The sequence below is a fragment of the Sphingomonas agri genome, from assembly GCF_038148795.1.
GTDB lineage: Bacteria > Pseudomonadota > Alphaproteobacteria > Sphingomonadales > Sphingomonadaceae > Sphingomicrobium > Sphingomicrobium agri.
In genome coordinates this window covers 764637-778101 of sequence record NZ_JBAPEU010000001.1, presented here as the reverse complement: position 1 = coordinate 778101, position 13465 = coordinate 764637, and the positions used below count along the sequence as shown (strand labels likewise).

General features: G+C 64.4%; 14 protein-coding genes and 2 tRNA genes. 9 read left to right on the top strand and 7 right to left on the bottom strand.

Going from position 1 to position 13465, the window contains the following annotated elements:
- Positions 1-20: 20 nt before the first annotated feature.
- The 5 genes from trpA to V8192_RS03850 all read right to left on the bottom strand — a co-directional run bounded on the left by trpA (position 21) and on the right by V8192_RS03850 (position 6085).
- Positions 21-809 carry a tryptophan synthase subunit alpha gene (gene trpA / locus V8192_RS03870; RefSeq protein ID WP_341631729.1) on the bottom strand — a complete coding sequence of 263 codons (789 nt, stop codon included), beginning with the start codon at positions 807-809 and terminating at the stop codon, positions 21-23.
- Entirely contained in the window at positions 806-1966 is a 1161-nt protein-coding gene (trpB, locus tag V8192_RS03865; RefSeq protein ID WP_341631728.1) for a tryptophan synthase subunit beta, read from the bottom strand. The genes trpA and trpB overlap by 4 nt, the downstream gene beginning before the upstream one ends.
- Positions 1957-3348 carry a bifunctional indole-3-glycerol-phosphate synthase TrpC/phosphoribosylanthranilate isomerase TrpF gene (gene trpCF, locus V8192_RS03860; protein ID WP_341631727.1) on the bottom strand — a complete coding sequence of 464 codons (1392 nt, stop codon included), beginning with the start codon at positions 3346-3348 and terminating at the stop codon, positions 1957-1959. The genes trpB and trpCF overlap by 10 nt, the downstream gene beginning before the upstream one ends.
- Positions 3341-4417 (bottom strand): anthranilate phosphoribosyltransferase, encoded by a 1077-nt coding sequence (gene trpD / locus V8192_RS03855; RefSeq protein WP_341631726.1) that lies wholly within the window; start codon positions 4415-4417, stop codon positions 3341-3343. The genes trpCF and trpD overlap by 8 nt, the downstream gene beginning before the upstream one ends.
- A 282-nt stretch (positions 4418-4699) precedes the next feature.
- Positions 4700-6085, bottom strand: coding sequence for an RNB domain-containing ribonuclease (locus V8192_RS03850; protein WP_341631725.1), 1386 nt, complete (start codon positions 6083-6085; stop codon positions 4700-4702).
- Positions 6086-6308: 223 nt separating this feature from the next.
- On the opposite strand from V8192_RS03850, the gene V8192_RS03845 reads away from it, so the two are divergent.
- The 9 genes from V8192_RS03845 to V8192_RS03805 all read left to right on the top strand — a co-directional run bounded on the left by V8192_RS03845 (position 6309) and on the right by V8192_RS03805 (position 11337).
- Positions 6309-7343, top strand: coding sequence for a hypothetical protein (locus V8192_RS03845; protein WP_341631724.1), 1035 nt, complete (start codon positions 6309-6311; stop codon positions 7341-7343).
- Positions 7344-7496: 153 nt separating this feature from the next.
- Positions 7497-7570 (top strand) — tRNA-Gly (locus V8192_RS03840).
- A 98-nt stretch (positions 7571-7668) separates the two neighbouring features.
- Positions 7669-7754: transfer RNA gene (locus tag V8192_RS03835), tRNA-Tyr, on the top strand.
- Between the two features lie 195 nt (positions 7755-7949).
- Complete coding sequence (locus tag V8192_RS03830) at positions 7950-8249, top strand: DUF6894 family protein (protein WP_341631723.1); 300 nt, start codon at positions 7950-7952, stop codon at positions 8247-8249.
- 186 nt (positions 8250-8435) lie between these two features.
- Positions 8436-9047, top strand: a complete 612-nt coding sequence (locus tag V8192_RS03825; protein ID WP_341631722.1) for a helix-turn-helix domain-containing protein — start codon at positions 8436-8438, stop codon at positions 9045-9047.
- A gap of 67 nt (positions 9048-9114) precedes the next feature.
- Positions 9115-9450 (top strand): hypothetical protein, encoded by a 336-nt coding sequence (locus V8192_RS03820; protein WP_341631721.1) that lies wholly within the window; start codon positions 9115-9117, stop codon positions 9448-9450.
- Between the two features lie 49 nt (positions 9451-9499).
- A complete protein-coding gene (locus tag V8192_RS03815) occupies positions 9500-9931 on the top strand; it encodes a hypothetical protein (RefSeq protein ID WP_341631720.1) in 432 nt (143 codons plus the stop codon).
- Between the two features lie 45 nt (positions 9932-9976).
- Entirely contained in the window at positions 9977-10720 is a 744-nt protein-coding gene (gene rlmB / locus V8192_RS03810; RefSeq protein WP_341631719.1) for a 23S rRNA (guanosine(2251)-2'-O)-methyltransferase RlmB, read from the top strand.
- Positions 10720-11337 (top strand): DNA-3-methyladenine glycosylase family protein, encoded by a 618-nt coding sequence (locus V8192_RS03805; RefSeq protein WP_341631718.1) that lies wholly within the window; start codon positions 10720-10722, stop codon positions 11335-11337. The genes rlmB and V8192_RS03805 overlap by 1 nt, the downstream gene beginning before the upstream one ends.
- On the opposite strand, the gene V8192_RS03800 is transcribed toward V8192_RS03805, so the two are convergent.
- Together V8192_RS03800 and V8192_RS03795 are read right to left on the bottom strand one after the other, a co-directional pair.
- Positions 11334-12593: a hypothetical protein gene (locus V8192_RS03800; RefSeq protein WP_341631717.1), complete on the bottom strand. Its 1260-nt coding sequence runs from the start codon at positions 12591-12593 to the stop codon at positions 11334-11336. The genes V8192_RS03805 and V8192_RS03800 overlap by 4 nt on opposite strands.
- Before the next feature lie 122 nt (positions 12594-12715).
- A complete protein-coding gene (locus V8192_RS03795) occupies positions 12716-13408 on the bottom strand; it encodes a pirin family protein (protein ID WP_341631716.1) in 693 nt (230 codons plus the stop codon).
- Positions 13409-13465 lie beyond the last annotated feature (57 nt).

Genomic DNA, 13465 nt, shown 5'->3' with positions numbered 1-13465 from the left:
AATTCGTCTCCTTGGACGATTCAATTCATTGCGGCCCCGAGTCGTTCCCGCGTAGCCGCCTTCATCGATCGTACCAGCTCCGTAACGTTTCCGCCACGCGCCGCGCAATCGACGATCGCCGAGCCACAGATCACGCCCTTCGCGCCCGCGCGGAGAGCAGCGGCGACATGCTCGGGTTTGGCGATCCCAAACCCGAACACCGCCGGCGGACCGCCGGCGGCTTCGACGCGGCCGATCAGGCCCGAGTCGAACTGGCCGCCGGCATGGGTGCCGGTGATGCCTGCGCGGCTGACGCAGTAGGTATAGGCTTTGGATAGCGAGGCGATGCGCTCAAGACTGGGAGGCGGCGAGTTTGCAGCGGCGATCAGGACCGGCTCTATCCCTGCCTGGATCATCTCGCGCACGAACGGCTCGGCCTCGAGCGAGGGCACGTCGGCAATCAGCAGGCTGTCCGCTCCAGCCTCGGCAGCATCGCTCATGAACCCTCCCCGGGCACGGACGATATTCGCGTAGGTAAGGATGCCGACGGGCACTTCAGCATGTCGGGCCCGAAACGCGCCGATCAGTCCCAGGCAGTCGGTAACCGTAACGCCGGCCGCAAGCGCCCGCTGCGCTGCAGCCTGGATTACTGGTCCGTCGGCCACCGGGTCAGAGAAGGGGATCCCGACCTCGATCATGTCTGCGCCGCCCTTAACGGCAGCGTCGAGGAGCCGCGCACTCGTTTCCAGATCGCGATCGCCGAGCATCAGGAAGACGCCGAACGCCCCTTCACCATCGAGCCGCTCGAACATCCGGGCGTAGCGGCTCATTTGGACGAACCCAGAAGATCCTGGGCCTGTGCGACGTCCTTGTCGCCTCGGCCGGAAAGTCCCACGAGGATCACATTGTCCGGCTCGCGGTCTGCAAGCTTCAGCGCATGGGCAAGGGCGTGCGCGGATTCGAAGGCACAGATGATCCCCTCGTTTTGAGCGAGCGCCTTGAAAGCGAAGAGCGCTTCCTCGTCCGTTGCGCCCACATATTGGGCCCGCGCGCTCTCCTTGAGATGCGCGTGCTCGGGACCCACGGCGGGATAGTCTAACCCTGCAGAAACCGACCAGCTGTCGTTCACCTGGCCATCGGCGTCCTGCAACACGTAGGTCTCGGCCCCGTGAAGGATCCCCGGCGAGCCCCTCAATAAGGTTGCTCCATGATCATCGGTATCCAGGCCCTTTCCAGCAGCTTCGACACCAATCAGACGCACATCGTCGTCAATGAAATCGGCAAACAGGCCGATCGCATTCGAGCCGCCGCCGACGCAGGCGATCACCGAATCCGGCAAGCGGCCCAGTTGCTCGAGCATCTGCTGACGCGCCTCGCGTCCGATGACTCTCTGGAACTCGCGGACCATCGTCGGAAAGGGATGTGGACCTGCTGCCGTGCCCAGCAGGTAATGCGTGGTCTCGAAGCTCGCGGACCAATCGCGCAAGGCTTCGTTGATCGCGTCCTTCAAGGTGCGGCCGCCGCTCTCCACCGGCACGACCCGTGCGCCCATAAGCTGCATCCGGAAGACGTTGAGCTGCTGGCGCGCAACGTCCTCGGCCCCCATGTAAACGACCGTCTCGAAGCCCAGCAGCGCGCCGACGATCGCCGTCGCGACACCATGCTGTCCAGCGCCCGTCTCGGCAATGAGCCGGCTCTTGCCCATTCGTTTTGCAAGGAGAGCTTGCCCAAGCACCTGGTTGGTCTTGTGTGCGCCTCCGTGGAGCAGATCCTCGCGCTTCAGGTAAATGTTGCTGGGGAGGTTGCGGCAACGGGTCAGTGGCGTTGGCCGGCCGGCATAATGCGCAAGGAAGCCGTTCAGCTCGGCCACGAACGAGGAGTCGTTTGCGGCGTCGAGGAACGCCGTCTCGAGCTGCTCGAGCGCCGGAACGAGAATTTCCGGTACGTAGCAACCGCCAAAGCGGCCGAAGCGGCCATTCAGGCGCATTGGCGGAGCCGCGGGCGCTCGGATGGACGGAGGCAGTCGAACAGGGCAGCGATCTTGTCCGGGGCCTTGAGCCCAGGCCGGGCATCGAGCATCGAGCCGACATCGATTGCATAGGCGCCAAGGCGCCCCGCATCCTGCGCGTTGTGCGCGCCGATGCCCCCCGCGACGAGCGCGCTCGACAATTGCGGGTGGTCCGCAATCAGCGACCAATCGAAAGCGCACCCGCTTCCGCCCCCTGCATTATCGAAGACCAGGCGGTCGCCGCCGCGGCTCACGAGCGGTTCTCGCCCAACGCTCAGCGCCGTCCAGATCTCGCAGCCGGCGGGGAGCTGTCGGGCGAGCGCATGGACATACGCGCAGTCCTCGTGCCCATGCAGCTGCACAGCGTGCAGGTGTAACAGGCTCGCCATATCCGCGACGGCCCGGAGCGGGGCATCGGCGAATACTCCAACGGGAAGCATGCCGGAATTGCGGGCTTGACCGGCCAGCGGCGCCGCCTCCGATGCCGTGACGTGGCGGGGGCTGCCAGGCACGAACACGAAGCCGGCGAACGCCGCTGGCCGGGCGGCGCAGAGGGCGGCGCCGCTATTCAACCCGCACAGCTTGGTGCGCCCGAACATAAGTTCCCGCGCAGCCTGCGCGGGTTCATCAGCACGCATCAGCGAGGAACCAATCAAGAAGCCATCGACAAGCGGTGACAGGCGTTCGACGTCCGCACGCGTAGCGATGCCCGATTCCGAAACGAGAATTTTCTCGGGAGCGAAGCGCGCGAGCCGCTCGCTCGTCGCAAGATCGATGCTGAGATCCCGAAGGTCACGATTGTTGATCCCGATCAGCGGGCTTCCAAGGGCAAGCGCTCGCCGCATCTCGGTCTCATCATGAACCTCGACCAGGCAATCCATTCCAAAGCGGCCGGCCTCCTCGATGATCTCGCGCGCGTGCTCGTCAGCGAGCAAGGACAGCATCACGAGCACGGCGTCGGCTCCGGCGATCCGGGCTTCGGCGACCTGCCGCGGGTCAATGAAGAAGTCCTTGGCGAGGATCGGGCCGTCAAACTCGGCCCGTGCAGCGACCAAGTCGCCAAGCGAGCCGCCAAAATAGGACCGGTCACAAAGAACACTCAGCGCATCGGCGACCCCGGCATAGCCGCGCGCAAGTGCAGCAGCATCCGCTCCCGGCCGAATGGCTCCCGACGACGGCGACGCTTTTTTTATCTCGAGGATGAAACGGGCACCCGGCTTCGCAAGTGCGCAAGCGAGGCTGCGCGTCGTCGGCAGCGCGCGCGATCGCAAGGCTTCGATCGCGACGCCATCCAGACGCGTCCTCAGCTCCTTCCTTTTGGCCGCGGCAATCTGTCCGAGGAGTCCAGCCGGCTCAGCCACGGCTCGCCTCGATGAACCTGTCGAGCAGCCTTGCTCCAAGGCCCGAGAGCAGGACCTCGCGCGCGAGAAACGCTCCCTCCTTCAGCGTGGCTGCCTTGCCTGCCGCATGAAGCAGGGCCCCGGCGTTGAGAACCGTGATGTCGGTTTCCGCGATCGAGCCCTGGCCTTCGAGCAGGCCTCGCAGGCGCGCCGCATTTTCTGCGGGATCCCCGCCGGTGACGACGTTGAGCGGAGCGCGTTCGAGCCCTGCATCCTCGGGACTGATCACGACGTTGCTGATCTCGCCCTGAGAGAGCCGCACCGCGAGCGTCTCGCCATGAAGCGCGATCTCGTCGAGCCCGGAACCATGGACGACGAGCGCCTGCTCGACGCCCATCGCATCCAGCGTCTGGGCGATGCGTCGCAGCATCCTTGGGTCGGCAACGCCCAACAGCTGAACCTGCGGCCGGGCGGGGTTTATGCAAGGCCCGAGCAGATTCATGATCGTGCGCACTGACAATTGCCGGCGAACGAGCGCGGCATGCTTCATCCCCGGATGGTAAGCAGGGGCGAAGAGGAAGCAGAATCCCGTTTCATCAAGGAGCGCGCGAGCCGCTCCTGGCGAAAGCTCGATCCTTGCCCCAAGCGCCTCGAGGACGTCGGCCGAGCCGCAGCGCGAACTGATGCTGCGGTTGCCGTGCTTGGCGATTGGAAGCCCGGCAGCGGCGGCAACGAAGGCAGTCGCCGTAGAGACGTTGATCAATCCCGATCCGTCGCCGCCAGTCCCGCAGCAGTCCGCGAAAAGATATTGGGGCCGCTCGAACGGCTGGGCGGCGGCAGACAGGGCCCTTGCAGCACCAATCATCTCGTCGGCCGTCTCGCCCTTCATTCGGAGTGCGATCAGCATGCCGGCAATCTCGGCGGGCTCGAGGCGCCCGAGCACGAGACGCTCGAACAGATGCCCGGATTCCTCGCTTGAGAGGTCCTCGCCCGCGAGGAGTTTGGGAAGCGGGTTCGGTACCGGTAGGTCGACCGGAAGGTTCGCGGGGATGGGCGCGGCTGTCTCGGCAACAAGGGTTGCAATGGTCATGATCGTGGTCCTGGAAACAAAAAAGCCCGCCGGTGGCGGGCGGGCAGTCGATGATCGGGTGTTAGGCGATCAGTCGCGCCATCGCGCCGCAATGTTCACGCTGAGCCACCACCAGCGGTGAGCAGTCGAAGTTGCAGCGATGGCGACCAGGTTCGTCATGCGAATCGCTTGGTAAGGCAGAGGCTTGGCCGTCGTCAACAGGGCAACCCGCGCGTCGCGGCGCAAGGACGCGCCATGCGGGCAGGGACGCACCGGCGGCCGCCCGCCCCCACCTACGGGGCTCTAACCGACGCGCTCGAACCTTGCTTCTCGATGGGGAACGTCGACGCTTTCGAGGCTTACGGTAATGACGTCGCCTGGCATGGCTCCTTTGGCCTCAACGCGGGCGATCACGGCAGGATCTGAAAGCTGGATGCGCGCACCGCGGTCGTCGATCGACGTCACGACCGCGCTGAAGCGGGATCCTTCCTGGCCCTCGAGAACCACGGCTTCAGCAAGGTCGAGCACCGCCCGGTCGATCTGGCCGGCCCTTTCCTCGGCCTTTGCCATCACCGCAGGCAGGCGCCCAAAAATCGCATCCAGTTCCTCGGAAACAGCCGCCCCGCCTGCAATCTGGACAGCAGCCTCGATGACGTAGCGGTCTGCAAGACGGCGCAACGGGGCCGTGGCGTGAGCGTAGGTGGCCGCCATCGCGGAATGCCACGGCACCACCTGATCCTGATAGGGGGCGTAGGAGGCTTTCGGACCTGCCCGGCGAACGGCAGCCTGGAAGGCCGCGTCACGTGGATTGGCGCTGTCGAGGCTTCTCTCGAAGTCCTTGAGCGCGATGTTCCCAGCCCAATGGAGGCCGAGTGCCTTTGCACTGTGACGCAGGCGGTTCACTGCCCACTCGTCCGGTTCGGCCATCACTCGGAACAGCCCGGTTCGATGCGCAAGCAGCGTCTCTGCGATCGCAAGGTTGGCAGCAAGCGACAAGGCAGCGTTCTGCACTTCCGCATCGAGCTGCGGACGGAAGCGGAGCGTAAAATGGCCGGACGCATCGACGGTGAGTTCCTGATCGGGAGCCTCGACCCGCGCGGCACCCCGGGCATCCTCCGCAGCTTCGATACGGCGTGACAATTCCGCAAAGTCGGCCGGAAGATCTTCCGGACGCACATTTTCATAGGCGAGCTTGGCGCGCGATCGGACAATCGCGGGCGTCGCGCTGTCGAGAGAGGCCTTCCCTTCAGGATCGATCCTGACCGTGAGCACGACCGAGGGGCGCTCGACGTTCGGAAGAAGGCTCGCTGCTCCTTCGCTGAGCAGTTCGGGATAGAGACTCGCCTTGCCGCCCGGCATGTAGATGGTTTCCCCGCGCGCCCAGGCTTCGGTGTCGAGCGCTCCCCCCGAGGAAACGAACCAGGACACGTGGGCGATGGCGTAGTGGAGAATGAGGTCTCCTGCCGAGCGTTCGATGCAGAATGCCTGGTCAAGATCGGTCGAGCTTTGAGGGTCGAGCGTCACGAATGGCCGGGCCGTCCAGTCGGCATGGCCGGTGAGCGGTCGGGTCGCCGCCTCTTTTGCCTCTGCCAGTACACTGGCCGGGAAACCTGCGGGCACTTGGAACTGCGTCCGGATGTCGACTAGCCCGCTCGAGAGCGCCCCGTCGCGATCAATGAGGCATTTCATCGAGAGTCACCGGAGTTGGAGGAAGACGATGGCCAGCACGCTGAATTGCGCACGGGTCGGAGAAAGCGAGCGCCGACTTATCTCATAGTCGAGCTGCAAACAGATTGCGCAAGCCAGTTCAAATACACGCATCCTCAAGGCCTCTCATCCACATCATCGCTTAACCGTCCCGGGCTACACTGCTCAGCGATTTGCGGCCTGGTGCCGCGTGGGAGCATTGCCAATGAATGCTGATCCGGGTGTCGGCGCACAGCATCCGCATTTCGTCCCAATCCCGGATCCGCGGCAGGTTGAAGGCGTGCGCGCGTATCGCGAACCCGCAGAACCTCACCCGCTGCAGATCAGATTCCTCGACCCCGAAGGCGAGCGCGCCTGGGTCGAGGAAATGCGCGCCCTGCTTTCGGACGGCCGCGTTCTTGAGGCCGACGCACGCCTCGCTTCAGAGATTGCAGGCTTCGAGGGAGCGCTTGCCTGCCTGTGCAAAGCGACGCAGGTCGGCGATGTGAGCCTCGAAGGCTGGGATGACCTTCTGCCCATCCTCGAGGAATGGGAGGGGCCTCCAATCACCGCGATCACCCTTGGGCTTACCAACTCTCCCGACCTGGTGTTCGAGGCTGGCCGGATGCACGATCCCGAACTGCTCCTCGGCCTTTATTCTGACGAGAAATTCCCTTTCAGCCGCTCGAGCAAGGCCGAGCTTCTTCTCGAATGCGGGAAGGATCTTCCTGCGTGGTCGGGCGCGGAGGAAGATGTCGAATTCTATTGCGCGATTTCCGGCCTTGCCGAACTCAATACGGCACTGATCCAATGCAAGCATCGCCGGTTCCTTCGCGACGGCCGCGATGGGGTCGAGGGTCGAGCTCCGGGCGGCTATGTCGAATTCGTGCTCGGATGCTGGCTGCTCGCCACCCGGTTCCTGCAGGCTACGGAACGCGCGATTTCGAACCTTGGTCTTCCCGCCGGCTGCCGGCTCATTGCCGGAACAGTCGACGTCAACGCCGACTTCATTTCGCTCGTGGCGCCTTCTGGCTCGACCGCACTTGCGCCCGCGTCCGCCCCTTCCGGCGCCGAGCCGGCGTTTGCTACGCTCACGATGAAACCGTGGGTTCCGCGCGAGGACCCGACCGCCGATGCACCGGCAAGCGGTCCGAGGCTAAGACAGCGCCTCACGCCCGTGGAGCCCGAGCCGGTAATGCAGGCAATGCCGAGTTTCTTCGCCCGCTTGTTTGCAAGGCTCCGCCGCAGCCGGACCGCCTAACCGTGCCTTGTGCCCCCAGAATCAGCCCCGTCTACGTTGACCAATCTGCGGCGATTGTGGCACTTGCCCGGCACATCAGGTCAAACGTGCAAGACCGATGCTGCAATCGGATTGGGATAACTGATCACTGATTCGCGGTTTTTCCGGTCCTGAGCGGGTGTAGCTCAATGGTAGAGCAGAAGCCTTCCAAGCTTACGACGAGGGTTCGATTCCCTTCACCCGCTCCAAACCCAGCGAGCCGCGCCAGGCCAGCCGGCACGCCGCTGATTGGGCGCGTTGACACATCAGAGGCGCCCCGCCACATGGCGCCCCTGCCTGACCTCGTGGAGAGGTGGCCGAGTGGTTAAAGGCAGCAGACTGTAAATCTGCCCGCGCAAGCGTACGCTGGTTCGAATCCAGCCCTCTCCACCATTCTCCGTTGCAATCTCGCCGTCCTGGGTGCGTTCGCTGCCAGGCAGAAGTTAGGCCCGTTGCCCGCCTCTTCCGCTATCTCTCGCGCCGCGCTCGCGCGCAAAAACAATAAAAACAATTCGGACTTCTCACGCCGATTGGAATAAAGGGGTCTTATCGCCGGGATAATTCAGGCCTCGGCGGCTGAGAGACCGCGTGCTCCCGCCCACCAATGGGGAGGAAGCTGTGGCCCGTTATTCAATGCATTTGCGCGACGGCACTGAAAAGCTCGTTGACCGGCATTCTCGCGAATACTCGAGCCTGGAGGCGCTCCGCTCAGCTGTGATGATCGCTGCGCGGGACATTCTGACCCGTGACGCTGGAAACGGAATGCTGGATTTCCGCTTTCGCATCGACGCTGAAGATGAAGACGGCGCAATCGTGCACAGCCTGCAGTTAGTGAACGCATATCCGGAACGTAGCGCGATGCCCGAGCCGGACCAGATCGCAAGCTGAGGATAGGCACGAGGTTGCAATCATGTCTCAGGCTGCTTCACGGTCGACCTGGCTGGCGCGCCGCCTCGTCCCTGCCCGCGACCTCGATTTTGGTTAATGGGAAATTGGGTGAAATCAGCCGAAAACTGGCTAAACCTCACAAGATAACCTAATGGTGTTCACAAGGACTCGGCTCGGGAGCACCGCATGTTGAGCGGGGTGGGTGTTGCATTGGACGATTCGGATGGAGCGCACGACGCGTCTCTCCAGGCCAGCGAAGGCGCGTGGCAGGACGTGATGGGCGCGCGCGTCGCCAAGCTAAGCGCAGGCCAACTCGACTGCCTCCTCCTGGTCGACGAGCACCTCAGCTCCAAGGAAATTGCGAGCCAGCTCAATATCTCCCCGCACACGGTCGACCAGCGCATTCGTCAGTCCCTTGCCATTCTCGGAGTTGAGCGCCGCACCCAGGCCGCTCGCATCGTCGCCCAGTACAAGGGCCAATATCAGCGATTGATACATCAATCGCCGTACATTCACGGGGAAGATCAAACCGGCCACTCGGAAGCCGCGGTCAGTCATCAGATTCGGCACGCTGACCGCGCAGGGGGGACCGGGGGAGCAGGTTTCCTAACCGAGCAGAGGCCCGTTTCAGTCCGGTCTTCCCTGCAACCGCCGTTCGCAACAAGGAGCAACCCCCGGAATGAGATGAGCGTCGGCCAGCGGCTGTTCTGGATCGCGGCAATCGCGATTGGGGCAGCATTCTCGGCGGGCATGTATCTCGCCGGGCTGGAAAGCCTTGCACGGCTCCTTAAGAGCTGAGCAGCTCAACCGACCCCAAATCAGACCGATAGCCACTCCGGCGACCAACGCCGGGGAAGGAGCAATCATGCGCAAACAGTTGATCGAAAACGCCGTCTACGAAGTCGCAACCCAGGTTCGCGCCGTCGAAGACAGCATCGAAGCCGCGCTCGCAGAGCTCGCAGAGCTGCAGGCACGCATGGTCCACGCAAGGGGCGTTACCCGGGCCGGGTTCGTTGTCAGTCATCCTGCCTTTGAACAGCTCGCGGCGACGGTGAACGGGCTCATTGCCGCAAGGGGCGGCATCGCCAATTGCCACGTTGCGCTTGCGGAAACGCGCCAGACCATTCCGGGCGCACGCACAGTCGCTATCGGCGACGAAGAATGCCCGCCTGCCCAGGCGGCTCTTCGGGTCGTTGCCTAAGATCCTCCATTGACGGTGCGCCTTCGGGCGTGCTGCGTGGTTCTGTCGAATGGCACCCAATTTCTTCCGCATCTTGCTGGCGATCGTCGCGCTTTACGTCCTGCTTCAGGGCAGGCGCGACGAACGCTACGTGGGGATCATCCTCGTTCTCGGCGTCATCGCGACCCATTTCGCGATCTCGCCGCTCAGCAGCCGCTTCGCGGGCGTCGAAACCCACGTGATGGCCGTCGATATCGCCGTGTTCGCCGGTTTCCTCTGGGTGGCGCTCCGGTCGGAGCGCTTCTGGCCGCTGTGGATCGCGGGTCTCCAGCTCACAACGATCCTGGGTCACGTTCTCAAGGCCGTCGATGTGCAGCTCTTCTCCCGCGCCTACGGCGCCGCGCTCGTCTTCTGGAGCTACCCCATCGTGCTGATCCTGGCGATCGGGACCTGGCGTAGCCATCGTCGACGGCAGCGCGGTCACGACGTCTCGGCGATCTAGAAGCAGCGGTTGCACGATCGGACTTCTGTCCGCATTGAGCGGCCGATGTCGCGACGCAAGAAATCCCATCAGTCCCACGGAACTGCGAACCGGCCGCGCCTCTGGGGCAAGCATGCGGTTACAGCCGCGCTCGACAACCCCTCGCGCCGGATCCTGCGCGCCTGGGCGACGCGCGATGCAGCTTCATTCATGCAGTTTCCAAAGGAAGTTGCAGTGACCCTGGCCGAAGCGCCCGATCTTGGCCGCCTGGTTCCGAGCGACGCTCCCCACCAGGGGGTCGTGATCGAAGTCGAGCCGCTTGAGGAAGTCTGGCTCGGCGACCTCCTGACGCAGGCACCCGAACGAGCCGTCCTCCTCGTGCTTGACCAGGTCACCGATCCCCACAACCTGGGTGCCATCCTGCGTTCGGCGGCAGCATTCGGCGCCATTGGGATCGTGACTCAGGATCGCCATTCGCCGCCCGAGAGCGGCGTGGTCGCGAAAGCTGCTTCCGGTGCTCTCGAACGCGTGCCCTGGGCACGTGTTGTGAACCTGGCCCGAGCACTCGAGGAGATCGGCGAGGCAGGCTTCTGGCGCATCGCGCTCACTAGCGAGGCCGACACCGACCTTAAGGACGCGCTCGGCCCTTCTCGCGTCGCGTTGGTGCTGGGTGCGGAAGGTGCAGGGCTCCGTCCCAACACGCGCGACCATTGCGATGCGCTAGCGCGGCTTCCCATCAGCAATACGGTGGAGAGCCTCAATGTCTCCAACGCCGCTGCCATCGCCCTTTATGCCGCGAGTATCGCCTGATGGTCCGAACCAAGGAGAGCATCGGAACGGCCGTCGAGGCCCTCGCCAGTCGCGAACCCGCGTTCGCTGGGGTCGTCGCAAAGTTCGGCATTCCTGAGCCGCGGCGCAGCGAACGGGGTGCGCAGACCCTGCTTCGGACGATCGTCGGGCAGCAAGTGAGCGTTGCGGCCGCGCGGGCGATGTGGTCGAAACTCGAGGCTGCCTTCGGCTCCCCTCCCGACCTCAACCGGCTCCTGGCAGCAAGCGACGAGGAGCTCCGCGCCGCGGGCATGTCACGGCAGAAATCGGGCTATATCCGCAGTCTTGCGGAACTCGTGATTTCCGGGGAACTCGACCTTGATTCCCTGCCGGAGGACAATGAGGAGGCGATCGCGCTCCTCACCAAGATCAAGGGCATCGGACGCTGGTCCGCGGAGATCTACCTCCTCTTTGCAGAAGGGCGTCCGGACGTCTTCCCGGCGGGTGACCTTGCGGTCATGATCGAGCTTGGCCGGCTCCTGGGATTGCCCGACAAACCGAGCGAGAAGCAGCTGCGCGAACTTGCCGAAGCTTGGCGTCCCTACCGGGGGGCGGCAGCGGTGCTCGCGTGGCACAGCTATAATTCGAGCGTTCTTTAGGTCCTGACTGCTGTCGGAAGGACGCGAGCACCGAGGCCACGAAGCTCGCGCTGCGCGCCGTCGAGATGCAGGGGACCAAGCTTGTCGCCGCGCGTCTCCCGGCCGAGCAGGTAGGCAAGCGAGCTCTGGCCCTTGCCACCGCTCCACTCGTACCGGGCATTGAACGCGAGGACAGGAACGAATGACTTGCGCCCGGCAAGCTCATACTCCTGGACCTGAGCCCGCGGCGCCACCACGCGGTTGGTGAAGGTCATGCGCCGCATCGGCGGGATCGAATCTATGCGATCACCTGCGCCTGGAGGCCTTGCGTAGAAGGCCGCGAGCTCCTGCTCCTGACTTGAGCTTGCGTTGAAGAGGCTCGCTTCGGCGATGACCGCCCGCGCCGGCGCGGCCCCGGAATTGAAGAGCTCGACTTCGAACTCGATCGTCACCTCCTCATCGTCCACCAGGCAGCGTAGCGGCTGCATCGCAAGTTCGATCGAAGGCCTGAGGCGCGAGGCGACGATGCCGCTCGGTCGTGGGACCGGACCTGCGCTCGGCGCCGGTGATCGACCCGCAGCTGGTGCAGGAGGCGGTTCGGGCAGGCGCGCAGGTGAAGCCACCCTTGGCGCAGGAGGCGCCGGGGTGGCCGCAGGAGCTGGCTCCGGAGGAGCGAGAAAATCATATTGGGGCCCGCCGGCAAAGGCCTCGCGCTGGCGGTTGCGGCGCCAGAGGAGGAAGATCGCGCCGAGCGCAACGAGGAGAGCTGCGATTATCCAGGGCACGACCGGCATCCGGTGCTTGGGCGCGACAGCCACCGGGGTCGTGTCCGCGGACGGGAGCGGTGTAGAACCGAACGAGCGGGCGGCCTGGCGGGAATCGAGGGAAACGGCCGGTGGCGGCGGAGCTGCAGCGGCTTTCTGCTCCGGCGCCGCAACAGGTCCCTGAGACAAGGCCGGCGCGTCCGCGCTCTTCTGGCCCGTCGCCGCTCGCGCCGGTTCGCGGGCCGCCTCGCGGACTGCCGTTACCGGTGCTTGCGACCTTGGCTTGGCCTCGCTTGGCGCTCGAGGGGCTGAGGACGACGGAGCCGATTGCTGCTCGGCCGGCGTGGTCCTCGTCCCGGGCAGACTGAAGTTCTGGAGCTCGCGCGGACCAATGGCGTCGCTTGCTGGCGTGTTGCTGCTCGTATCGGGCACCGTCTGGGCAAGTGCCGGCGCGGCCGCAAGGAGCAGCCCCATCGCCACATATGCCGTCTTCCAGCGCAAACCCGCCCTCATTAGCCCGCTCTTGTCCTTGAGACGCCGTCCTCACCAGTGCGGCGCGAAACGTCCATGCCCGCGGCCAGTCCCGACTTCAAGCACAGGTTCGATGAACCGGGCCCGACTCAAGCGCTTAGGCGCTATCGGGCGTCAACGAGAACCAGCTCGGAATCGTCCTTGGCCTTGATCTCGACCCTGCTCTCGCCGGTGATCGCGACTCCGTCGCGCGCGTTGGCCTCGATCCCGTTCACACTGACGCGGCCGCTCGGAACCAGATACAGGTGCCGATCGGGTTCGGCATCGATCGTGATCGATTCCCCCGCCTTCACCGTTGCTCCAAGGATCCTCGCATCAGCATTGATGGTCAGCGCGCCGTCGCCCTCGTCCCCGCTCGCAAGGAGCTGGAACACGCCGTTGCGGGATTCCTTGGGAAAAGGCATCGCGCCCCAGCTTGGTGCAGCCGCCGGCCGATCGGTCTCGATCCAGATCTGGAACAGCGTCGTCTGTTCGTCCTCGAGATTATACTCGGCATGCACGACACCGGTACCGGCACTCATCACCTGCACATCGCCGGCCGCGGTCCGGCCCTTGTTGCCCATCGAATCCTGGTGCGTGATCGCTCCCGTTCGGACGTAGGTCACGATTTCCATGTCACGGTGCGGATGTGGCGGAAATCCGTTCTTGGCGCCGATCGTATCATCGTTCCAGACGCGAATCCGGCCCCAGCCCATGCGCCTGGGGTCGTGATAATTGGCGAAGGAGAAATGGTGGTGTGCATCGAGCCAGCCATGGTTGGCGTGGCCGAGACTGCTGAAGGGGCGAAGGTCGATCATGCCACCGATTTGGGACATCGCCCAAGAGCATCAAGTGTCATCGATGTGACCAGCCAC